The 22,253-nt window shown below is 70.4% G+C and carries 22 protein-coding genes; 9 read left to right on the forward strand and 13 right to left on the reverse strand.

Features of this window, described 5'->3' with window-relative positions:
* Positions 1 to 21: 21 nt before the first annotated feature.
* A complete protein-coding gene (locus B2363_RS04840; RefSeq protein ID WP_181755729.1) occupies positions 22 to 540 on the forward strand; it encodes a GNAT family N-acetyltransferase in 519 nt (172 codons plus the stop codon).
* Positions 541 to 554: 14 nt separating this feature from the next.
* On the forward strand, positions 555 to 965 hold the full coding sequence (locus tag B2363_RS04845) for a DoxX family protein (RefSeq protein WP_286928812.1): 411 nt from the start codon (positions 555 to 557) through the stop codon (positions 963 to 965).
* Here B2363_RS04845 and B2363_RS04850 read toward each other — a convergent pair.
* The 3 genes from B2363_RS04850 to B2363_RS04860 are packed head-to-tail and all read right to left on the reverse strand — an operon-like array spanning position 931 to position 3,243.
* Positions 931 to 1,551 carry an alpha-ketoglutarate-dependent dioxygenase AlkB gene (locus tag B2363_RS04850; protein WP_286928813.1) on the reverse strand — a complete coding sequence of 207 codons (621 nt, stop codon included), beginning with the start codon at positions 1,549 to 1,551 and terminating at the stop codon, positions 931 to 933. The genes B2363_RS04845 and B2363_RS04850 overlap by 35 nt on opposite strands.
* Before the next feature lie 50 nt (positions 1,552 to 1,601).
* Positions 1,602 to 2,744, reverse strand: coding sequence for a serine hydrolase domain-containing protein (locus tag B2363_RS04855; protein ID WP_286928814.1), 1,143 nt, complete (start codon positions 2,742 to 2,744; stop codon positions 1,602 to 1,604).
* Between the two features lie 7 nt (positions 2,745 to 2,751).
* The gene (locus tag B2363_RS04860; protein WP_181755725.1) at positions 2,752 to 3,243 is read right to left on the reverse strand and encodes a phosphoribosyltransferase; all 492 of its coding nucleotides are present in this window, start codon (positions 3,241 to 3,243) and stop codon (positions 2,752 to 2,754) included.
* A gap of 26 nt (positions 3,244 to 3,269) precedes the next feature.
* Between B2363_RS04860 and B2363_RS04865 the strand changes: the two genes are divergently transcribed.
* The 5 genes from B2363_RS04865 (at position 3,270) to B2363_RS04885 (ending at position 8,164) form a co-directional block, all read left to right on the forward strand.
* Positions 3,270 to 3,908, forward strand: a complete 639-nt coding sequence (locus B2363_RS04865; RefSeq protein ID WP_286928815.1) for an MBL fold metallo-hydrolase — start codon at positions 3,270 to 3,272, stop codon at positions 3,906 to 3,908.
* A gap of 85 nt (positions 3,909 to 3,993) precedes the next feature.
* Entirely contained in the window at positions 3,994 to 5,532 is a 1,539-nt protein-coding gene (locus B2363_RS04870; RefSeq protein ID WP_286928816.1) for a UDP-N-acetylglucosamine 1-carboxyvinyltransferase, read from the forward strand.
* 53 nt (positions 5,533 to 5,585) lie between these two features.
* Complete coding sequence (locus B2363_RS04875; protein WP_286928817.1) at positions 5,586 to 6,347, forward strand: glycerophosphodiester phosphodiesterase family protein; 762 nt, start codon at positions 5,586 to 5,588, stop codon at positions 6,345 to 6,347.
* Positions 6,344 to 7,690: an MFS transporter gene (locus B2363_RS04880; RefSeq protein WP_286928818.1), complete on the forward strand. Its 1,347-nt coding sequence runs from the start codon at positions 6,344 to 6,346 to the stop codon at positions 7,688 to 7,690. Before B2363_RS04875 ends, B2363_RS04880 begins: the two co-directional genes overlap by 4 nt.
* A gap of 84 nt (positions 7,691 to 7,774) precedes the next feature.
* Positions 7,775 to 8,164, forward strand: coding sequence for an RNA polymerase-binding protein RbpA (locus B2363_RS04885; protein WP_181755720.1), 390 nt, complete (start codon positions 7,775 to 7,777; stop codon positions 8,162 to 8,164).
* Here the strand turns inward: B2363_RS04885 and B2363_RS04890 are convergent.
* Genes B2363_RS04890 through B2363_RS04900 form a run of 3 tightly spaced genes read right to left on the reverse strand, consistent with a single transcriptional unit; the run spans position 8,154 to position 11,403 of the window.
* On the reverse strand, positions 8,154 to 8,897 hold the full coding sequence (locus B2363_RS04890; RefSeq protein ID WP_376785947.1) for a polyprenol monophosphomannose synthase: 744 nt from the start codon (positions 8,895 to 8,897) through the stop codon (positions 8,154 to 8,156). The genes B2363_RS04885 and B2363_RS04890 overlap by 11 nt on opposite strands.
* Positions 8,870 to 10,327, reverse strand: coding sequence for an apolipoprotein N-acyltransferase (gene lnt / locus B2363_RS04895; protein ID WP_286928820.1), 1,458 nt, complete (start codon positions 10,325 to 10,327; stop codon positions 8,870 to 8,872). Before lnt ends, B2363_RS04890 begins: the two co-directional genes overlap by 28 nt.
* Complete coding sequence (locus B2363_RS04900; RefSeq protein ID WP_286928821.1) at positions 10,324 to 11,403, reverse strand: M24 family metallopeptidase; 1,080 nt, start codon at positions 11,401 to 11,403, stop codon at positions 10,324 to 10,326. The genes lnt and B2363_RS04900 overlap by 4 nt, the downstream gene beginning before the upstream one ends.
* 83 nt (positions 11,404 to 11,486) lie before the next feature.
* Between B2363_RS04900 and B2363_RS04905 the strand changes: the two genes are divergently transcribed.
* Both B2363_RS04905 and B2363_RS04910 read left to right on the forward strand, forming a co-directional pair.
* Complete coding sequence (locus B2363_RS04905; protein WP_286928822.1) at positions 11,487 to 13,034, forward strand: M28 family metallopeptidase; 1,548 nt, start codon at positions 11,487 to 11,489, stop codon at positions 13,032 to 13,034.
* Positions 13,035 to 13,122: 88 nt separating this feature from the next.
* Entirely contained in the window at positions 13,123 to 14,022 is a 900-nt protein-coding gene (locus B2363_RS04910) for a 5'-3' exonuclease (protein WP_181755715.1), read from the forward strand.
* Here B2363_RS04910 and B2363_RS04915 read toward each other — a convergent pair.
* The 7 genes from B2363_RS04915 to pafA all read right to left on the reverse strand — a co-directional run bounded on the left by B2363_RS04915 (position 14,012) and on the right by pafA (position 22,093).
* Positions 14,012 to 16,732: a DEAD/DEAH box helicase gene (locus tag B2363_RS04915; RefSeq protein WP_181755714.1), complete on the reverse strand. Its 2,721-nt coding sequence runs from the start codon at positions 16,730 to 16,732 to the stop codon at positions 14,012 to 14,014. The genes B2363_RS04910 and B2363_RS04915 overlap by 11 nt on opposite strands.
* Positions 16,733 to 16,751: 19 nt before the next feature.
* On the reverse strand, positions 16,752 to 17,594 hold the full coding sequence (gene tatC, locus B2363_RS04920) for a twin-arginine translocase subunit TatC (RefSeq protein WP_286928824.1): 843 nt from the start codon (positions 17,592 to 17,594) through the stop codon (positions 16,752 to 16,754).
* 5 nt (positions 17,595 to 17,599) lie between these two features.
* On the reverse strand, positions 17,600 to 17,818 hold the full coding sequence (gene tatA / locus B2363_RS04925) for a twin-arginine translocase TatA/TatE family subunit (protein WP_181755713.1): 219 nt from the start codon (positions 17,816 to 17,818) through the stop codon (positions 17,600 to 17,602).
* A 1-nt stretch (position 17,819) separates the two neighbouring features.
* Positions 17,820 to 18,791 (reverse strand): helix-turn-helix transcriptional regulator, encoded by a 972-nt coding sequence (locus B2363_RS04930; protein WP_286928826.1) that lies wholly within the window; start codon positions 18,789 to 18,791, stop codon positions 17,820 to 17,822.
* Entirely contained in the window at positions 18,788 to 19,744 is a 957-nt protein-coding gene (locus B2363_RS04935) for a helix-turn-helix transcriptional regulator (protein WP_286928827.1), read from the reverse strand. The genes B2363_RS04930 and B2363_RS04935 overlap by 4 nt, the downstream gene beginning before the upstream one ends.
* 10 nt (positions 19,745 to 19,754) lie before the next feature.
* Complete coding sequence (locus tag B2363_RS04940; RefSeq protein WP_286928829.1) at positions 19,755 to 20,636, reverse strand: FKBP-type peptidyl-prolyl cis-trans isomerase; 882 nt, start codon at positions 20,634 to 20,636, stop codon at positions 19,755 to 19,757.
* Between the two features lie 95 nt (positions 20,637 to 20,731).
* Positions 20,732 to 22,093 (reverse strand): Pup--protein ligase, encoded by a 1,362-nt coding sequence (pafA, locus tag B2363_RS04945; RefSeq protein WP_286928831.1) that lies wholly within the window; start codon positions 22,091 to 22,093, stop codon positions 20,732 to 20,734.
* Between the last annotated feature and the right edge of the window lie 160 nt (positions 22,094 to 22,253).

Consider the following 22,253-nt stretch of genomic DNA (forward strand, 5'->3'; position numbering starts at 1 on the left):
CGTGCCTGACATGATTTCGCCATGGCCGTCACCCGACTCGTCGCCACGACCGACGCCGAGGCGCTCGCCGACGTCCTGCGCCGCAATCGCCGCGCCATGGCCGCGCTGGAGCCGAAGCGTCCCGAGGTCTACTTCACGGAGAAGGGACAGCGCGCGATCATCCAGGACGCGCTCCGCCGGTACGAGGAGGGCGTGTCGTTCCCGCGGGTGATCCTCGGCCCCGACGACTCCGTGGTGGGCCGGGTCAACCTCAACGAGATCGTCCGCGGCCCCTCGATGAAGGGCGTGCTGGGCTACTACGTCGACGAGGCGCACCAGGGCCAGGGGCTGGCCAGCGCCGCCGTCGACGAGATCGTGCAACTCGCGTTCGTGCGGCTCGGCCTGCACCGGATCGAGGCCGGCACGCGCCTGGACAACCACTCCAGCCAGCGCGTCCTGGAGAAGAACGGCTTCGTGCGCTTCGGCGTGGCGCGCGACTACCTGCGCCTCGCGGGGACGTGGCACGACCACGTCCTCTACGAGCGCATCTTCGGCGACTGACCTAGCGTCGGGGCATGAAGACGATCGGCCGGATCCTGCTCGGCGGCATGCTGGCATTCGCCGGCATCGGCCACCTGACCTTCGCCCGCGACGAGTTCGACGCGCAGGTGCCGAACAGCATCCCCCTCGACGAGGAGTTCGTGGTCGTCGTGTCCGGCATCGTGGAGATTGCGCTGGGTGCCGCGCTCATGGCGATCCCCCGGCACCGACGGGTGATCGGTCTGGTGGCCGCCGCGTTCTTCGTCGCCGTCTTCCCGGGGAACGTCTCGCAGTACCTGAACGGGGTCGATGCCTTCGGCCTCGACAGCGACCGAGCCCGCCTGGCCCGGCTGTTCTTCCAGCCGGTGCTCGTGGTGTGGGCGCTGTGGTCGACCGATGCGCTCGAGCTGGTCAAAGAACGCCGGCGACGCGGAACTGCACGCTGATCCTGGGTCCCACGGCACGTGCGGTCTTGAGGATCGCGTGCTCCCACGTGCGCTGGCAGCTGCCGCCCATGACCGAGAGGTCGCCGTGGCCGAGGCTGAAACCGGTCTGCGGGCCTCCCCCGGCGGGCCGGAGGCTGAGCTTGCGCTCGGCGCCCAGCGACAGGATGGCCACCATCGTGTCCTCGGTGCGGCTGCGGCCGATGCGGTCGCCGTGCCAGGCCACCGAGTCGTTCCCGTCGCGGTAGAAGCACAGGCCGGCCGTCACGAACGGCTCGCCGAGCTCGTCGGCGTAGTGCGCGGACAGCGCATCGCGCGCCTCCTCCAGCGCAGGATGGGGCAGCGGGCGCCGCGGGCCGTAGAAGCACAGCAGCCGGGGAACGTCGACGACGCGCTCGTACATCTCCCGCCGCTCCTCGCGCCAGGGCACTTCCGTGCGCAGCGTCTCGAACAGCTCGTCCGAGCCGCTCACCCATCCCGGCAGCGTGTCGACCCAGGCGCCGTCGGACAATGGGTGGCGCTGCACGCGATCGAGCGGGCCGACACGCACGCCCGCGTCACCGTCGAGCAGGGATCCTTGGAACCACATGCCTATACATTACGCGGTTTTCCCGAACACGTGTTCCACTCGGCGGCGTGTCACGCGTGGACGGCGCCCCAGAACGCCTCGAGGTACTCCGGCGGCTCGGGCGTGCCCAGACCCTGCCGCGTGAGCAGGACGCCTCCGACGCCCGACACCGGGTCGACCCACAGGCTGGTGCCGGTGCCGCCGTCCCAGCCGAAGCGGCCCGCGTGCGAGCCGGGGTACCGCGAGCCGAGGTCCACACCCACCCCGAGCCCCCAGGTGAGGTTCGGCTCGAGGAACTCCCGGGCCATGGCGCGAGCCGGCTCGACCACGGAGTCGGTGGTGAGCGCCGCGAACGACGCCCGCGAGATGACCCGTCCCCGAGGCCCGCGGCCCTCGCGCAGGAGCATCTGCGCGAACTTCGCCAGGTCGCCGGCGCTCGAGAGCAGCCCGGTGGCGCCCGACCGGAACACCGGGACGTTCATGAGCCTCGGGTCGCCGGTGGGAGCCACCTCCACGAAGTCGCCCCGCCGGTTCGGGAACCAGGCCGACGGCACCCGGTCGACGTCGTTCATCGGCACCGCGTAGCCCGTGTGGTCCATGTCGAGGGGCGCGAAGACCTTGTCCCGCAGCAGGAGATCGAGCCGCCGCCGGGTGGCCCTCTCGATGAGCACCGTGAGGACGTCGTAGGAGTACTGGTACATCCAGCCCTCCCCCGGCTGGTGCGCCATCGGCAGCGCGCCCGCCAGCTCGGCCCAGCGGTCCGGGCGCACCACGGGAGGCTCCCAGCCCGAACCGAGCTCGCGCGCGTCGAACTCCCGCGCGAGGGGGTCGTCCGGCGCCGCCTTCATGTCCCAGCCGAGCCCGGATCCCATCGCCAGGACGTCTCGCACGGTGGTCGGCCGAGCGGCCGGCACGGTGTCGGTGAGGGCCCCTCCGCGCTCCCGCAGGACGCGACGGTCCGCGAACTCCGGCAGCCAGGCGTCGATCGCGTCGTCGAGGGCGAAGACGCCCTCGTCCACGAGCCGCAGGGCCAGCACGCCGACGATCGGCTTCGTGATCGAGGCGATGCGGAAGATCGTGTCGTGGCCGAGCGGTCCCGCGGACCCGATCTGGACGGTCTGGCGCGGGCCGGAGATCGTGGCCCAGGTGAGGCCGGGGACGGCCATCCGCGTGGCGACGTCGCGCATGGTCCCGGCGACGCGGTCGAGGCTCATCGGGGACTCAGGCGTCCAGCACGCCGGTGCGCGACGTGATGACGGGCTCGCTCGACCAGGGGAAGTTGATCCACTTGTCGGTGCGTCGCCAGGCGTAGTCGGGCGCGAGGATCGTGCGCGGCTTCTCGTAGATGACGGCGGAGCGCACCTCCCCCGCGTGCTCCGAGCAGACGCGCGCCACGAGCTCGAGGGTCTTCCCGCTGTCCGCCACGTCGTCGACGACCAGCACCGACAGGTCGTTCAGCTCGGCGAGGTCGAGGAAGGGCGGCAGCAGCGTGGGCTCGTCGCGCGTGGTGCCGACTCCGGTGTAGAACTCGACGTTCATCGTGAACAGGTTCTTGCAGTCCAGCGCGTAGGCCACGGACCCGGCCGGGATCAGCCCGCCGCGGGCGATGCCCAGGACGATGTCGGGCGCGAAGCCGGAGTCGGCCACCGACTGCGCCAGCTCGCGGACCGCCGTGCCGTAGGTGTGCCAGGTCAGGATCTCGCGGTCGTCCATGCGCCCATCGTGGCACGATGACGAACATGGACGTCACCCGTTTCGGGCACGCCGCCGTCCTCGTCGAGGCCGCCGGGACCCGCATCCTCATCGACCCGGGCGCCTTCAGCGTCCCGGCCACCTTCGCGCTGACGGACCTCGATGCCGTCGTCGTCACGCACCAGCACGCCGACCACGTCGACCGCGACCGGATCGGCGATCTCGTCGCGGCGAACCCGCGGGCGAGGCTGCTGGCGGAGCCGGAGACGGCCGCCGAGCTGGACGGCTTCGAGCCCACGGGCGCCGACGCGTCCTTCGAGGTCGGCGGGCTCACCCTCACCGGAGTGGGCTCGCGTCACGCCGAGATCCTGCCCGCGCTCCCCCGGGTCGGGAACGTCGGCGTCCTCGTCACGGCCGAGGGCGAGCCGACGCTGTTCCATCCGGGCGACACGTACGAGTACCGGCCGAGCGGCGTCGACATCCTCGCGCTCCCGCTGTCGGCGCCGTGGGCGAAGGTCAGTGAGACCGTGGAGTTCCTGCGCGCGGTGGCGCCCCGCACCGCCTTCCCGATCCACGACTGCACGATCTCCGAGGTCGCGTACGGGATCTACTGGACCCACGTCGAGGGCCACGGCGGCGTCGCCGACCTCCAGCGGCTCCCCCAGGACGGCGCCCTGACGCGCTGATCGGCGCGGTGTCGACACCCACACCGTGTCGACACTCACCTTGGCCAGACTGGCTTTATCTCACAACTGATATACGCTGGAGCATATGACCCAGAGCGACTCCTACCTCGCCCGGATCGGCACCCTGATCCGCGACGCGCGCCAGCACTCCGGCCTCACCCAGGCACAGCTGGCCACCGAGCTGAAGACCAGCCAGAGTGCCATCAACCGCATCGAGAAGGGCCAGCAGAACCTCACGCTGGACACCTTGGCCCGCATCGGGTCGGCCCTCGACTCCGAGCTCGTGAGCGTCGCGCCGGTCGCCGGCCCGAGCCACCTGCGCGTCAAGGGGGGCACCACCCTCTCGGGGAGCATCGACGTCAAGTCGAGCAAGAACGCCGGCGTCGCGCTGCTCTGCGCGGCCCTGCTGAACACCGGCACCACCGTGCTGCGCAAGGTCGCCCGCATCGAGGAGGTCAACCGCCTGCTCGAGGTGCTGGAGTCGATCGGCGTCCGCACCACCTGGCTCAACGAGCAGAACGACCTCCAGCTCGTCGTCCCCGAGCGCCTCGACCTCGCCCGGATGGACGCCGACGCGGCCCGTCGCACCCGCAGCATCATCATGTTCCTCGGTCCGCTGATGCACCGGGTCGACGAGTTCGAGCTCCCCTATGCGGGCGGCTGCGACCTCGGTACCCGCACCGTCGAGCCGCACATGACCGCCCTGCGGCCGTTCGGCCTCAAGGTCCTGGCCACCGAGGGCAGCTACCACGCCTCCGCCGCACGCGGCGTCTCCCCCGAGCGCCCGATCGTGCTCACCGAGCGCGGTGACACCGTCACCGAGAACGCCCTGCTGGCTGCGGCGCGCTACGAGGGCACCACCGTGATCCGCAACGCCAGCCCGAACTACATGGTCCAGGACCTGTGCTTCTTCCTGGAGCGGCTCGGCGTCCAGATCGAGGGCATCGGCACCACGACGCTGCGCGTCACCGGCAAGCGCGACATCCGCGGCGACGTCGAGTACGCGCCCAGCGAGGACCCGATCGAGGCGATGAGCCTGATCACCGCCGCGATCGTCACCGGCTCCGAGATCACCGTGCGGCGCGTGCCGATCGAGTTCATGGAGATCGAGCTCGCCCTGCTCGAGGAGATGGGCTTCGCCTACGACCGCTCCGCCGAGTACCTCGCCGAGAACGGCCAGACGCGGCTCGTCGACATCACCACCTACCCGTCCACGTTGCGGGCCCCGATCGACAAGATCCACCCGATGCCGTTCCCCGGCCTCAACATCGACAACCTGCCCTTCTTCGCCGTCATCGCGGCGACCGCCGAGGGCCAGACGATGCTGCACGACTGGGTCTACGAGAACCGCGCGATCTACCTGACCGAGCTGAACAAGCTCGGCGGCAAGGTCAAGCTGCTCGACCCGCACCGCGTGCTGATCGACGGTCCCACGCACTGGAGCGGTGCCGAGCTGGTGTGCCCGCCCGCCCTGCGACCCGCGGTGGTCATCCTCATCGCGATGCTCGCCGCCAAGGGCACGTCGGTGCTGCGGAGCGTCTACGTCATCAACCGCGGCTACGAGGACCTGGCGATGCGACTCAACGCCCTCGGCGCCGAGATCGAGACCTTCCGCGACATCTGACGGGTTCCGCGCACCTGCCTCCTCCGCCCTCACAGGTGCCCTAGGTTGGTCGCGTGAGGACACCGCCGTACCTCGAGCCGGCCCCGCCGATCGCCTTCGCGCACCGCGGGGGCGCCACCGTCGAGGAGAACCTCGGGATCGAGAACTCGCTCGCCGCGTTCACCCATGCCTACGACCTCGGCTACCGCTACATGGAGACCGACGTGCGCTGCAGCCGCGACGGTGTCGTGTACGCGTGCCACGACGCGAAGCTCGACCGGCTGCTCGGCCGGGACACCGCGCTCGCCGACCTGACGTCGGCCGAGATCGACGAGGCCCTGCTCGGCGACCGTGAGCCGATCGTGCGGCTGCAGACCCTCGTCGAGGCGCTCCCCGAGGCCCGCTGGAACATCGACGTCAAGGCCGACGACGCCGTGGACGCCACCACCGACCTCGTCGACCGGCTGGGCATCCTCGACCGCATCTGCCTCGCGTCGTTCTCCCACGCCCGCCTCGTGCGCATGCGGGCGCGGCTCCCCCACGTCGTCACGTCGGCGTCCTCGCGCGAGGTCGCCCGAATGGTGCTCACCGGGCGGGTCCCGGCGGCACCGCTGATCTTCCAGGTGCCGGTCCGCCACGGTCGCGCCCGCGTGATGACACCGCGCTTCCTGAGCCGGGCCCACCGCGCCGGCAAGTTCGTGCACGTGTGGACGGTCGACGAGCCCTCCGAGATGCACCGCCTCGCCGACCTCGGCGTCGACGGGATCATGGCCGACCGCACCGACCTGCTCAGGCAGGTGCTCCAGGAGCGCGGCCAGTGGAAGGAGCCCGCATGAGCGACGAGATCGTGGCCACCCGGCGTGATCGGGGACGTGTCGTCGCTTGGGGGCTCTGGGACTGGGGCTCCGCGGCGTTCAACGCCGTGATCGTCACCTTCATCTTCTCGGTCTACCTGGTCGACGGCGTCGGCGACGACGTCCCCGGTCCCTTCCGGGCGGCCACCTGGCTCGGACTCTCGAGCGCGGCCGGGGCCGTGCTGATCGCCGTGATCGCGCCGGCGCTCGGCCGCCGGACCGACGCCGGCGGCGCGCGCAAGAAGAGCCTCTTCTGGCTCACCCTCGCGGTCGTCGTCATCACTGCGTCGCTGTTCTTCGTCGAGAACGACTGGCACTTCCTGTGGCTCGGCCTCACGCTCATGGCCGCGGGCTCCGTGATCTTCGAGCTCACCCAGGTCCCGTACTTCGCGATGATGCGCCAGGTCTCCACGCCGGACGACGTCGGGCGGGTCTCCGGCTTCGGCTGGGCCATGGGGTACTTCGGCGGCATCGTCCTGCTGCTGATCTGCTACTTCGGCTTCGTCACCGGCGACGGCGACACCCGCGGCATCTTCGGCGTCTCGTCGGAGAACGGGCTGAACATCCGCGTCATCGCCCTCGTCGCTGCCGTCTGGTTCCTGGTCTTCGCCATCCCGCTGTTCCTGAAGGTCCCCGAGCTGCCCGCCACCGCGAACGAGGACTCCCCCAAGGTCGGCATCCTCGACTCCTACCGCGGAATCTGGAACGACGTGACCACCATGTGGCGCGACGACCGCGACACCCTGAAGTTCCTCATCGCCAGCGCCTTCTTCCGCGACGGCCTGGCGGGGGTGTTCGCGTACGGCGCCGTGCTCGCGGTGTCCGTGTACGGCATCACGAAGGACGACGTGATCCTGTTCGGCGTCGCCGCCAACGTCATCTCCGCCGCCGGCGCCCTGCTCGCGGGCCGGTACGACGACCGGATCGGGCCGCGCGCGGTGATCGTGTTCTCGCTCGCCTCGATGCTCGTGTGCGGCGTCATCCTGCTGTTCGTCGAGGGTCCCCGGATGTTCTGGATCTTCGGTCTCGGCCTGTGCCTGTTCGTCGGCCCGGCCCAGTCGGCCTCGCGCACCTACCTGACCCGCATCACCGTGCCGGGCCGCGAGGGTCAGAACTTCGGGCTCTACGCGATGACCGGCCGCGCCGTCTCCTTCATGGCCCCGCTGGCGTTCGCCCTGACGATCTGGGCCGGCAACCTCCTGCTGGGCACCACGACGGATCGCTGGGGCATCTTCGGCATCATGATCATCCTGGCCCTGGGGCTCGTCCTGCTGCTGCGGGTGCCCGCAAACATCGAGGACCGTGCGAGGAGCCTCACGCGCTGACGGGGCGAAACGTCGCTCTCAGGGGAATCTCACGGATCTGGCGTACGTTGGAATGGACGGACACCACCTGAAGGGGGACCGACCATGGCAGAACGAGCCCTGCGCGGAGCGCGGCTGGGAGCCCAGAGCTTCGAGGACGAGCGCGGAGTCGAGATGGCACCGCGGCAGCAGATCGAATACGTGTGCGCCGACGGCCACACGTTCACGGTGACGATGTCGGAAGAGGCCGAGGTCCCGGCCGAGTGGGAAGACCCGAAGACCGGCCAGATGGGACGTCGCGTCGGCGGCGCCGAGCCGGACCGCAAGGAGGAGAAGCCCGTGCGCACGCACTGGGACATGCTCCTCGAGCGGCGTTCGGAGGAAGAGCTGGAGGAGATCCTCACCGAGCGGCTGGAGATGCTGCGCGGTGGCGAGATCGGCCCGCCGCACCTGCACCGCAAGAGCAAGTCGCGGAAGAAGTCCGTCAGCGCCTGAACGGATTCATCCGCTGGAGGCCCCACACGGTAACCCGTGTGAGGGCCTCTTTCACGATGTCGAGGCTCATCTTCGACTGACCGTGCACCCGCTCGACGAAGGTGATGGGCACCTCGGCGACCGCGAGGCCGGCCCTGCGGGTCTGGCGCGTCATGTCGATCTGGAAGCAGTAGCCCTGCGACTCCACGGCATCGAGGTCGATCGCCTCGAGCGTCTCGCGGCGGAACGCGCGGAAGCCGGCCGTGGCGTCCTTGACGCCGAGATCGAGCATCAGCCGGGCGTAGAGCGAGGCCCCGCGCGAGAGCGCCTCGCGACGCTTGGGCCAGTTCACGACCGAGCCGCCGGGCACCCAGCGCGAGCCGAGCGTGAGCGGCGCACCGGCGCGCGCCGAGTCGAGCAGCTTGCCGAGGTCCTCGGGACGGTGGGAACCGTCGGCGTCCATCTCCACGAGCACGTCGTAGTCACGCTCGAGGCCCCACGCGAACCCGGCACGGTAGGCGGCGCCGAGGCCCTCCTTGCCCTGCCGGTGCAGGACGTGCACCCGGGGGTCGGCCTCGGCCAGCTTGTCGGCGATCTCGCCGGTGCCGTCGGGCGAGTTGTCGTCGGCGACCAGGATCTCGACCTCGGGCTGCTGCTCCAGGACCCGGTCGGTGATCCAGCCGACGTTGTCCGCCTCGTTGTAGGTCGGGATGATGACCAGCGTCTTCACGGCCGCTCCGTTCGTAACTTCCATTTACCGAGGGCCCATCCTGCCACGGACATGACGTAGATCACCATGGTCCATCCAGATCCCCAGCGCGTGGCGGGCGTCGTGCCGTGCGCGGCCTGCACCTCGGCGACCACGGTGGCGGGCTCCTTGACCGGCGCCCTGCCCTCCACGCGGCCGTGAGGATCGACGATCCCCGAGATGCCGTTGGTGGACGCGACGGTCACCCAGCGTCCCGTCTCGATCGCGCGCAGGCGGGAGATCGCCCACTGCTGCTGCGGCTGCACGCCGCGCCCGAAGTCCATGAAGCTGGCGTTGCTGGTCTGCACGGCCAGCACCTCGGCGCCGAGGTCGACGGCGCCGTGCACCGCGCCGTCGTAGGCGATGTCCCAGCAGATCGTCAGCCCGATCGTGAGGCCGTCGAGCGTCATCGCGCCCGCCTCGTCGCCGGCCACGATGTCGCGCGGGATGTCGCGGTCGAACCGCGGCACGAGCGAGCCCAGCTGGGCGCGGAACGGCACGTACTCGCCGTACGGCACCGGGTACTGCTTCAGGTACAGGTCGTCTCTCGGGCCGTTCTCGTCGACCAGGACGGACGCGTTGTAGGCGGTGTCGTCGGTGGGCCCGTCGAGGATCGCGCCCACCAGGATCGGCGCGCCGAGCCGCCGCGACAGCGCGATGACCTCCTCGCGGGCGTACTCGTTGGAGCGGACGTCGAGGTCGGACCCGTTCTCCGGCCAGATGACCACGTCAACCGGCTGGTCGATCCGCTCGGTCTCGGCCACCTGGAGGCGGAAGATCGCCGCGCGGGGCCACTGCAGGAAGGGCCCCGGGGTGTTGCCCTGGACGACCGCCAAGGTCTTGGTCTCTCCCCCGTCGGCGATGCCGATGGGCAGCACCGCGCCGATGGCCGGGATCGCGATCGCGGCCACCAGCACGAGGGCGCGTCGCTCGGTGACAGCGACCACGAGCAGTCCGGCCAGCAGGGCCATCAGCCACGACGTGGCGGGCAGGGCGACGAGCCGCACCCAGCCCTCGAGCGGCGTGTCGATGGCGGTGTGCGCGAGGCGCCCCCACGGGAACCCGCTCAGCGGGAACGCGCCGCGGACCTGCTCGCCCGCGGTCCACACCGCCGCCGCCCAGACGGGCCAGTACGGCGCCCAGACGGCCACACGCAAGACCCACGTGATCAGGGCCAGGAAGAGCGCCTCGATCGCCACGAGGGTCACCCAGGCCCACGGGTCCACGGCGTTCATCCACCAGATCAGCGGCCCCATGAACGCCAGGCCGAACACGAACCCGACCGCCAGCACCCGGCCCACCGAGTCGTCGCGCAGCGTGCGCACGAGGTACAGGTACCCGGCGACGGTGACCACCATCAGGCCCGGGAGCGCGAGCGGCTCGAAGGCCGCCGCCGACGCGACGCCGAGGAAGGCGGCCGCGAGGAGCCGTCTCACAGCCGGACGAGATCGCGCGAAGTGTCGTTGAGGACCTCGATGCCGTCCTCGGTGCAGACCACGATGTCCTCGATGCGGGCACCCCACTGGCCCTCGACGTAGATCCCCGGCTCGATCGAGAACGCCATCCCGGGCTCGAGCTCGAGGGTGTTCCCCTCGACGATGTAGGGCTCCTCGTGGGTCTCCTGGCCGATGCCGTGGCCGGTGCGGTGGATGAACAGGTGGCCGTAGCCCGCGTCCGCGATGACCTGGCGACCGACGGCGTCGACGGACTCGGCGGTGACGCCCGGACGCGCGTACTCGCGCTGGACCTGCTGGGCGCGCTGGAGCACCGCGAGCATCGCGATGTAGCCCGGGTCGGGCTCGCCGCCGGCGACGTAGTTGCGGGTGGAGTCCGAGCAGTAGCCGGCGGCGGTGGTGCCACCGATGTCGACCACCACCGGCTCGCCCGCCCCGATGACCCGGTCGGAGACCTCGTGGTGGGGCGACGCGCCGTTCGGGCCCGAGCCGACGATCACGAAGTCGACCTGCTCGTGGCCCTCCTCGACGATGGCGCGCGCGATGTCGGCCCCGACCTCGCGCTCGGTGCGGCCGGGACGCAGCCACTCCCCCATGCGGGAATGGACGCGGTCGATCGCGGCACCGGCCTCGCGCAGCGCGTCGACCTCCGCGGGCTCCTTGACGGTGCGCAGCGCGGACACCAGCTCGCCGCCGAGCACGAACCCGGACTCGGGCAGCGCCTCCTGGAGGGCGAACACGCGCGAGGCCCACATCTGGTCGTCGACCGCCACCACGTCGGGCGACCCGAGCAGCTCGGCCACGAGCGCGTACGGGTCGTCGGTCTCGGACCAGGTGACGATCGGCATGCTCACGCCCGCGGCCTCGGCGGCCGCGCGCTCGAGGCCGGGCACCACGAGGTGGGAGCCCAGCTGGGTCACCACGAGGCAGGTCAGACGTTCCAGGGGCTTGGCGGCATAGCCGGTCAGGTAACGCAGGTCGGCCCCCGGGGTCACGAGGAGGGCGTCGATGCCCTGGTGTCCGGCGAGCAGGCGGGCGCGGTCGAGGCGTTCAGTCACAGCACGAGGTTACCTAGCGCTCCCGACGATCCTGTGTGAACGTAGGGCCTATCTGCTCCACACCCTTAAGGATCGGGGGATCCATGAAGAAGGCAGTCATCGCCGCATCCGCGGCCATCCTCACGGCAGGACTCGTCACCGCGTCACCCGCGGTGGCCAAGTCCGGCCCGACGGCACCCCAAGGTCAGGCCACCAAGCTGACCAAGGCGGTCACCGTCAACGGCATTCTGAAGCACCTCCGCCAGTTCCAGGCCATCGCGAACGCGAACGGCGGGAACCGGGCGTCCGGCCTCCCCGGCTACGACGCCTCGGCCGCCTACGTGGCGCGCGAGCTGAAGAAGGCCGGCTACGACGTCACGGTCCAGGAGTTCACGTTCCCGTTCTTCCAGGAGCTCACTCCCGCGACGCTCACCGTGGGCGGGGAGTCGATCGAGACCTCCGTGTTCACGTACTCCTCGAGCGGCAGCGTGACCGGACCGATCATCCCGACCAACGACGTCCAGATCCCACCGGGCCCCGAGGCGGGGAGCAGCAACTCGGGCTGTGAGGCGGCCGACTTCGATCCGGCTCCGGCCGAGGACGCGATCGCGCTCGTCCAGCGCGGCACGTGCGACTTCGCCGTGAAGGTCGACAACGCCGTGGCCGCGGGCTACGACGCGGTGCTCGTCTTCAACGAGGGCCAGCCGGGCCGGACCGACGTGGTCGCCGGCACCCTCGGCACGCCGAAGACCGTCCCCGTGTCGGGCCTCAGCTTCGAGCAGGGCGCGGAGTTCGTCGCGGCCGGCACCCCCACGGGCACGCTGACCACCGACGTCGAGTCCGACCTCGAGCGGAGCACCTACAACGTGATCGCGGACGTGCCGCAGTCGGTGCTGAAGAAGATCAAGAACCCGGACCAGGTCGTCGTCGTCGGTGCACACATCGACAGCGTGGCCGAGGGGCCGGGCATCAACGACAACGGCTCCGGCTCAGCCACGACCCTCGAGATCGCCAAGCAGCTGAGCAGCACCGGCGTCTACAAGGGACTCCAGCGTCCTGTTCGCTTCGCCTTCTGGGGTGCGGAAGAACTGAGCCTGCTCGGCGCGGAGCACTACGTCGCCAACCTCCCCGAGGACGAGCTGTCGCGGATCTACGCCAACCTGAACTTCGACATGATCGGCTCGCCGAACTACGCGCGGTTCGTGTACGACGGCGATGGGTCCGACTCGGATCCCGGCCCGGCCGGGTCCGGTGAGATCGAGAAGGTCTTCACGGACTACTTCGACAGCAAGGGTCTGGCCAGCGAGCCCACGGCCTTCGACGGACGGTCGGACTACGGCCCGTTCATCGCGGTCGGCATCCCGGCCGGTGGCCTGTTCACCGGTGCTGAAGGGGTCAAGACGCCCGAGCAGGTCGCGCTCTACGGCGGCACCGCCGGCGTGGCGTACGACAAGTGCTACCACCAGGCGTGTGACGACATGACGAACGTCAACGTCAACGCGTTGAACGAGATGGGCGACGCCGCGGCCTTCGCGGTGGCGACGCTCGGACTCTCCAAGGCCGGTCTCTACCCCGACGGCAGCCGCAAGGCGGCCAAGCAGGGTCAGGCCAAGGTCCGCGGAAAGGTGCCCGGCACCCTCGCTCAGCGCTGATCACCACGTGTCGTCCCCGTCACCGGTCCCGGTGGCGGGGACGACGCACGTTCGCAGCGGTGTCCGTCGGGCGTGCCATCATGACGCCATGTCCTCGCGACTGCTCCTCCTCGACACGGCCAGCCTCTACTTCCGCGCCTTCTACGGCGTGCCCGATTCGATCAGGGCCGCCGACGGGCGGCCCGTGAACGCCGTGCGCGGGATGCTCGACTTTCTCGCCACGCTGCAGGACCGGTACGAGCCGGAGGCCGTCGTGGCCGCGTGGGACGACGACTGGCGGCCGGCGTGGCGCGTCGAGCTGCTCGACACGTACAAGACCCACCGCGTCGCCGACCCGGAGGCTGGCATCGAGGAGACGCCCGACCTGTTGGCGCACCAGGTCCCGCTCATCGCCGAGGCGCTCACGCTGGCCGGCGCCACGGTGGTCGGTGCGCCAGAGGCCGAGGCCGACGACGTGATCGGCACCCTCGTGAACCGCTGGGAGACCGGGATCGACGTGGTCACCGGCGACCGCGACCTGTTCCAGCTCGTCGACGACGCCCGCGACGTCCGCGTCCTCTACACGGCGCGAGGTGTCGGCAAGCACGACGTCGTGAACGCCGCGTGGGTCCGCGAGAAGTACGGCGTCGAGCCCCAGCAGTACGTCGACTTCGCGGTGATGCGCGGTGACGCCTCCGACGGGCTGCCCGGCGTCAAGGGCATCGGCGACAAGACCGCCGCGGCGCTGCTGAACGAGTACGCGGACCTCGACGGCATCCGGGCCGCCGCCGCGGATCCGTCGTCCTCCCTGCGCCCACGGATCCGCCAGTCGCTCCTGGACAGCTCGGACTACATCGACGCGGCGGTCCGGGTGGTCACGGTGCGCCCCGACCTCGACCTGGACGATCCCGTGACCGGCGTGATCGACGAGGCCGCCCTGCGTGCCTTCGGCGAGCAGTGGAACGTGGCCGGCCCCGTCGACCGGTTGCTCGCGTCCGTCAGGACGTGACGCTCGAGTAGGCCACCACGCCGGTACGGAGCTCGTCGAGCGCCGACCGCGCGGTGTCGCGCAGCGGTCCCGGGCCGGCCGCGTCGGCGATCTGGGCCACGGTGTCGATGAGCTGCTTCATCGCGCGCACGAAGTCGCCCGCGGCCATCTCGGCCGAGCCCAGCACGAGATCGAGGCTGGTGCCCTCGCACCACATCCAGACCGCGTACGCGAACCCGAAGTCGGGCCGGCGCAGGAACGACAGCCGGTGCTCGCGCTCGAGCTGGTCGAGCTGGAGCCACAGCAGCCCCATCGACTCGGCGGCCTGGGCCACGGCCTTCGTCGGGAAGCGCGGCGGCGGTGCCTCGTCGGAGTTGCGCGCCGCGTACGTGAGCCCGCTCGCGACCGCGGCGAACTCGGCGGGCGACAGGGCGCCCCACACGTCGTGGCGCAGCGACTCGCTGACCACGAGGTCGGACTCGCCGTAGATGCGCTGCAGGCGCCGGCCCTCGGGCGTGACATCGTCGCCGTTCAGGTAGCCGAGCGAGTCCAGCACCTCGCACACGCGGTCGAACTGGCGCGCGACGCTGTTCGTCCGCTGCTCCACGCGGCGGCGCATGCTGTCGGTCTCGCGATCGAGCTTGAGCGCGCGCTCCGCCCAGCGGGCGTGTGCCTCGCGGTCGGGGCACGCGTGACAGGGGTGGTCGCGCAGCTCGCGCCGCAGCTCGGCGATCCGCGGGTCCTCCGCGGTCGGTCCCTCGCGGTACGCCACGGGGTACTCGGCCAGGTGCCCCGCGCGGTTGCGCAGGGACGACGCGAGGTCGCGCCGCGACTGGGCGTCGCGCGGGTTGAACGACTTCGGGATCCGCATCTGCATGAGCGGGTCGACCGGAGTGGGGAAGTCCACGACCGCCAGTCGGCGCGCGTGGCGGTTGGCGGTCAGCACCATCGGGCGCGGGCCCTCGCGGTTGCCGGTGTCGGGATCGAGCACCACGGCCAGCCCGGAGAACTTGCCGGCCGGGACGTTGATGACGTCGCCCCGCTTGAGCCGCGTGAGGGACTCCATCGCCTCCTCGCGCTTGGCGGCGCGGCGCGACTTCGACCCGGCGGACTCCAGCTCGCCGATGCGGCGACGGATGCCCATGTACTCCATGAAGTCGCCGCGCTCGCAGCTGACGGACTCGCGGTAGCCCTCGATCGCCTCGTCGGCCTTGCGCACCTTGCGGGCGAGACCGACGACGGCGCGGTCGGCCTGGAACTGGGCGAACGACATCTCGAGCAGCTCGCGGGCCCTGCCGCGTCCCACCTGGTGCACGAGGTTGACCGCCATGTTGTACGACGGGCGGAACGAGGAGTTGAGCGGATACGTGCGCGTCGAGGCGAGGCCGGCCACGTGGCGCGCGTCCAGGCCGGGCTGCCACAGCACCACGCCGTGGCCCTCGACGTCGATGCCGCGGCGTCCGGCCCGTCCGGTGAGCTGGGTGTACTCCCCCGGCGTGACGTCGACGTGGTTCTCGCCGTTCCACTTCGTGAGCCGGTCGATCACCACGGAGCGTGCGGGCATGTTGATGCCCAGCGCGAGCGTCTCGGTGGCGAACACGACCTTCACGAGGCCGGCGCTGAACAGGTCCTCCACGCACTCCTTGAAGGTCGGCAGCATGCCGGCGTGGTGCGCGGCGATGCCCCGGCCGATGCCCTCGCGGAACTCGTGGAAGCCCAGCACGGCGAGGTCGTCCTCGGGCAGGTGCGCGCAGGCCGCGTCGACGTGCTCGTGGATCGCCTCGCGCTCCTCCTGCGACGTGAGGATGAGGCGCGCGGCGAGGCACTGCTCGACCGCCGTGGCGCAGCCGGCACGGCTGAAGATGAAGACGATCGCCGGCAGCAGGCCCTCGGACTCCAGCTTGAGGACGATGTCGATGCGGTCGGGCGTGCGGTGGCGGCTGCGCGGGCGGCGACCGCCCTTCTGCGGGCGGCGCGAGCGGTTCTTGGCGAACGCACGGTTCCACTGCGCGTCGTCGCGGGCCATCTGCTCGAGGGTGTGGTTCACCTCGGTGGAGTTCGGCTCGAACAGGTCGAACATCTTGCGGCCCACCAGCACGTGCTGGTGCAGCGGCACGGGCCGCTTCTCCTCCACGATCGTCACCGTCTCGCCGCGCACCTCGTGCAGCCAGGCGCCGAACTCCTCGACGTTGGAGACGGTGGCCGACAGCGACACGATCGAGACCGACGGGGGCAGGCCGATGATGACCTCCTCCCACACGGCGCCGCGGAACCGGTCGGCGAGGTAGTGGACCTCGTCCATGACGACGTGGCCGAGGTTGGTCAGCGTCGAGGATCCGGCGTAGATCATGTTGCGCAGCACCTCGGTCGTCATGACGACGATGGGCGCCTCACCGTTGATCGTGTTGTCGCCGGTCAGCAGGCCCACGTTCTCGGCGCCGTACCGATCCGCGAAGTCGCTGAACTTCTGGTTCGAGAGGGCCTTGATCGGGGTGGTGTAGAAGCACTTGCGCCCCGTGGCCAGCGACAGGTGGACGGCGAACTCGCCGACGAGCGTCTTGCCCGAGCCGGTGGGCGCCGCCACGAGCACGCCGTGGCCGTCCTCGAGAGCCTCGCAGGCGCGCACCTGGAAGTCGTCGAGCCCGAACGGGTAGAGGTCCCGGAAGGCTGCGACGTGCGGGTGCTTCTGGTCCTTGCGGAATCGGGCGTACTGCTCGGCCGGGGTGGACATGTCCCCAGCCTACGGAGGATCAGTCGTCGAGGCCTCGGGGAGCGTCGAGTGTCGACGCCTCTTCGTCGTCGACCTGCTCGTCCGAACGACCGCGCCGACGGTCGGTGACGCGCGCGATGATCTCCGAGATGAAGTACAGGACGCTCATCGGGATGGCGAGGAACAGGAACGTCACGGGATCCACGGTGGGCGTGGCGATCGCCGCGAACACGAAGATGCCGATGATGATCCAGGGGCGCGCCCGGATCAGCTGCGCACCGCTCACGGCACCGATGCGGTTGAGGATCACGACCACCACGGGGATCTGCGCGCCGATGCCGAACAGCAGGATCATGCGCGTGGCGAAGCTGAGGTAGTCGGCCCCGTTCAGCAGGTTGGTCCAGCCCTCGGGGGCGAAGCCGACGAGCAGCTCGATCGCCTTCGGGAAGGTCCAGTAGCCGATCCACGCGCCGCCGAGGAACAGCGGCAGGCACGTGGCGGTGAGCAGCAGCGCGGCACGCTTCTCGTGGCGGTGCAGCGCCGGCAGGACGAAGGCCCACAGCTGCCACAGCCACACGGGGCTGGAGAGCACGAGTCCGGCGATGACGCTGGTCTTGAGCTGGAACTGGAACGCGCCACCGATCCCGCTGATGACGAGCTCGGTGTCGATGCCCTCGTCCTCGAGGGTGGGACGGACCTGCTCGTACGGCGCGGTCAGCCAGTCGAGGATCTCGGGATAGAAGTACCAGGCGACGCCGACGCCGACGACGATGGCGGCCAACGCCTTCACCAGGCGGGAGCGCAGCTCGGCGAGGTGGTCGAAGAGCGGCATCTCGCCGCCGGGGGCGGACTCACGTCCGGCCCGACCGAATCCCAGGGCCACCCGGGTCAGCGCGTGGGGTCGTCGCGGCGTTCGGTGGCGGCCGGGTCGATCGTGCGAGGAGTCTCGGCCTGCTTCTCCTCCTGCTCGCTCTCGCGGATCTCGGACTTGAAGATGCGCAGGGCGCGGCCTGAGCCGCGAGCGAGTTCGGGAAGCTTGCGACCGCCGAACAGCAGAATCACGATCCCCAGGATGATGAGGATCTCCGTGGCACCGAGATTGGGCATGTCAGGCTCCTTGATCGGAAGTGACTCCATCGTACGCGGCCAGTGCTGAGCGGGCGGCGTCCCGTACCTCGGAGGAGAACTTCCCCGGCTCCACGACCCGCATCCGCCCGCCCGCGCGCATCACCACGCGGCGCAGCCATGCCGGATCGCTGCCGAACAGCCGCGCCCGCACGGCGCCGTCGGGCCGCTGCTCCACGACGTCCATCCGGTACTGGCCGAGCAGCCAGTCGGCGCCGGGCTCGATCTCGACGAGCACCGAGGGCGTGTGGGGTCCCTGCGGGAAGAGGTCCTCGAGCCGCGTGCGCTCGTCGGCGTCGGTGGTGACCGGCGCGTCGAGCACCGCGGCGGCGACGATGCGGTCCACGCGGAACAGCCGGTCGGCCTCCACCTTGTGGCACCACGCGGAGAGGTAGCGGTGCCCGTCCTGCGTGAAGGCGCGGTGCGGGTCGACCACCCGCTCGGTCTGCTCGTCGCGGGTCTCGTTGGCGTAGACCATGTGCAGCTGGCGCTTGCCGGCCAGGGCCTCGGCCACCGCGGCCTGGACGGCGGGGTCGACCTCGGGCAGCAGGACGTCCACCGGGGTGTCGACCTCGGTCCCGGCGGCCTCAGCGAGCTTCGCCAGCGCCGAGTCGATGAGGGCGGCCTGGTCGCCCGCGGCGGACTGGCGCAGCGTGCGCAGGGCCACCATCAGCGCGGCAGCCTCGCTGCGCGAGATCCGCAGCGGGCGCGCCATGAACTCGGCGTCGCGGATGTAGACGACACCCTCGTCCTGCAGCGCCGTGACGTCGAAGTCGATCAGCTCGCCGTGGTACTCGCCCCAGCCCGTGAGCATCATGATCTCGAGCTCGCGCTGGGCCTGGGCGGGCTTGATCTTGAACTCGCGGGCGAGGTCGGCCAGCGGGATGCCCTGGTTGCTCTGCAGGTACGGCACCATCGCCAGCATCCGGACGACCTGCTTCAGCGACGGGTTCACGCGTGCACCTCCGCGACGGTGCGCAGTCTCGTGACGACGGCGTCGCGCAGCTCGGGCGGCGACACGACGATCGCGTCGGCGCCGTAGGACGCGATCTCGTCGGCGAGGTCGCCGACCACCGCGTAGGCGACCTCGACCTCGTCGGTGGCGTCGTCGAGCCGGTCGACGCGCACGGCGTGACGGCGCAGCGACTGGGCCCGGCCGGCGCTGACCCTCAGGACGGCGGTGGCGTCGGGCTCGGGCGGGTGGAGGGCGCGTGCGACCTTCTTCAGGTCGACGTCGTCGGGCACCTCGTACTCCCCCGGCTCGCCGTCGGGCAGCACGGCCCCGACGATCCGCGACAGCCGGAAGAGGCGCGGTCGCTGGCGGTCGCGGTCGAAGCCGCCCACGTACCAGTGCTCACGGAACGAGGTCATGCTCCACGGCTCGAGGTGGCGCACCGAGGTCTCGCCGCCGGGGCGGCGGTACTCGAACGCGATCGGCATCCGGCGGCCCGTGGCGTCGAAGACGGCATCGAACGCGGGCTCCTCGGCGCGCAAGCGCGCCTCGGTCATCCGCAGGACCGACGGGTCGAAGTCGTGGCCGATCGCCTTGAGCTTGGCCAGCGCCGTGGTGGTCTCGGCGGCCATGCCGGCGTGGTCCCACAGCTGGCCGGCCAGGCCGATCACGGCGGCCTCCTCGACGGTGAGGTCGATCTGGGGCAGCTCCACCTCGGCGCGCAGCAGCCGGTAGCCGGTGACGCCGCCGAGCGCGTCGAACGTGCCCGTCTCGATCTCGAGGCCGAGGTCGCGCAGCTCCTGCTTGTCGCGCTCGAACTTGCGCTCGAACGCCACGTCGTTGTCCTCGCGGTACTCCGCGATGGAGGAACGGATCTGTTCCTTCGTCAGGTACTGGCTGGTGGCCAAGAGGGTGAAGACGAGGTTCATCAACCGTTCGGTCTTCCGCTGGGCCATGAGCGAAAGACTAGCTGGCGTCGAGCAGGTCCACGACGAAGATCAGCGGCCCGTCGGGCTGGCCGTTCTTCTTCGCGTCCTTCCCGTACGCGTCGTCGGACGAGCAGGTGACGACGACGCGGCTGCCGATCGTGTGGCCGGGGATCTGGTCGCTCCAGCACGGGATGGCCGAGCCCTCGGCGATCGAGATCTGGCGCGGGCCCGTGGCCCAGGACTGGTCGAAGACCTTGCCGTCGGGGTACTGCTGGCCGACGTACTGCACGCTGAGCGTGGCGCCCTTGGCGACCTTCTCGCCGCCGCCCATGATCAGGACGGCCGAGTCGGACTTCTTCACCTCGGCGGGCGTCTTCTTGGTCTTGGCGAACTTCGCCGGGCGCTTGTCCTTGTCGTACGTCAGCTTCGGCAGCGAGGCGGGGGCCTTCATGGCCTTGCCGCTGGCCTCGGTGGGCACCTTGGAGACCAGGTCGAAGAGGAACACCATCGTGTCGTCCTTCTCCAGGCCGAGCGAGTCGGCGCTCTGCAGGAGGGACACGCCGTCCTTGGCCGGCACCGAGACGAGGACGCGCGAGCCGATGTCCTGGCCCACGAGCCCCTTGTAGAAGCCCGGCAGCGCCGTCTTCTCGTTCAGGGTGAGCGTCATCGGGGTCTCGTTCTCGAAAGAGTTGTCGAACTCCTTGCCCGTGCGCCCGTTGACCGCGACGTAGTTGATCTTGATCGTGTCGCCGTCGGCCACCTCGTCGCCGCCACCCTCGGAGACGACGCGGGACTCGGTCTTCTCGGTGGTGTAGTCCTGCTCGACCGTGACCTTCGGCGTGCTGCCCTTGGAGACCTCGATCCCGTCGAGGTCGGTGCCGCCGCCACAGCCGGCGAGAACGAAGGATGCGGTGGCCATGGCGGTCACGAGAGCGGTACGACGCACGGTGAGGTTCCTCCTGGGGATCGATGCCGTGGCCACACTAACGGCCGATCCCAAGGAACGTCTGAGAGTCACATGGAGTCGATGAGGCGCTGGACGCGGTCGTCCTCGGAGCGGAACGGGTCCTTGCACAGCACGGTGCGCTGGGCCTGGTCGTTGAGCTTCAGGTGGACCCAGTCCACGGTGAAGTCGCGACGCCGTTCCTGCGCCCTGGCGATGAAGTCACCGCGCAGGCGGGCCCGCGTGGTCTGCGGCGGGACCGACTTGGCGGTGAAGACGTCGAGGTCCTTCGTGACGCGCGCGACCGACCCCTTGCTCTCGAGCAGGTAGAACAGCCCCCGGTCGCGGCGGATGTCGTGGTACGCCAGGTCGAGCTGGGCGATGCGCGGATCGGCCCACGAGAGCCCGCGCTGCGTGCGGTAGCGGTCGAGGAGCCGGTACTTGATGACCCAGTCGATCTCGCGCTCGATGAGGCTGAGGTCCTCGCTCTCCACCGCCTTCAGCGTGCGCTCCCACAGGTCCATCGTGCGATCGATCGTGGGGGTGCGCAGGCCGTTGCGGTCGATGAAGTCGGCGGCCTTGGCGAAGTACTCGGCCTGGATCTCCAGGGCCGAGAGCTCGCGGCCGTTGGCCAGCTGCACCTTGCGTCGTCCGGTCATGTCGTGCGAGATCTCGCGGATCGCCCGGATCGGGTTCTCCAGCGTGAGGTCGCGCATCGTGACGCCGCCCTCGATCATCCGCAGCACGAGGTCGGTGGTGGCCACCTTGAGCATCGTGGTGGTCTCGCTCATGTTCGAGTCGCCCACGATCACGTGCAGCCGGCGGAACCGCTCGGCGTCGGCGTGTGGCTCGTCGCGGGTGTTGATGATCGGCCGCGACCGGGTGGTGGCGCTGGAGACGCCCTCCCAGATGTGCTCGGCGCGCTGGCTGACGCTGAAGACCGTGCCGCGCGGCGTCTGCTGGACCTTGCCCGCGCCGCAGATGATCTGGCGCGAGACGAGGAACGGGATCAGGACGTCGGCCAGGCGGCTGAACTCGCCGCCGCGGCTCACGAGGTAGTTCTCGTGGCAGCCGTAGGAGTTGCCGGCCGAGTCGGTGTTGTTCTTGAACAGGTAGATGTCGCCCTCGACGCCGTCCTCGGCGAGGCGCTGCTGCGCGTCGAGCATGAGGCCCTCGAGGATGCGCTCCCCCGCCCGGTCGTGCGTGACGAGGTCGACGATGTCGTCGCACTCGGGCGTCGCGTACTCGGGGTGGCTGCCGACGTCGAGGTAGAGCCGGGCGCCGTTGCGCAGGAACACGTTGCTGCTGCGCCCCCAGGAGACGACCCGCCGGAACAGGTAGCGCGCGACCTCGTCGGGAGACAGGCGGCGATGGCCGTGGAACGAGCAGGTGACGCCGTACTCGTTCTCGATCCCGAAGATCCGCCGGTCCATGCCGACAGCCTAGTCCCGCACGCCGCACGTGCACGCGATCCTGGCGGCCGCGGTGTGGTGCCTGCCACATTGGCTCTTCCCAAACGGGTCACGAGAGGCGCACGATGTCAGGAGTCCGTCCACGGGGGCACGGACCACCGGACTTCGGCCCGGTTCTCTG

It is taken from the genome of Aeromicrobium sp. UBA7512 (assembly GCF_002476985.1).
GTDB lineage: Bacteria > Actinomycetota > Actinomycetes > Propionibacteriales > Nocardioidaceae > Aeromicrobium > Aeromicrobium phoceense.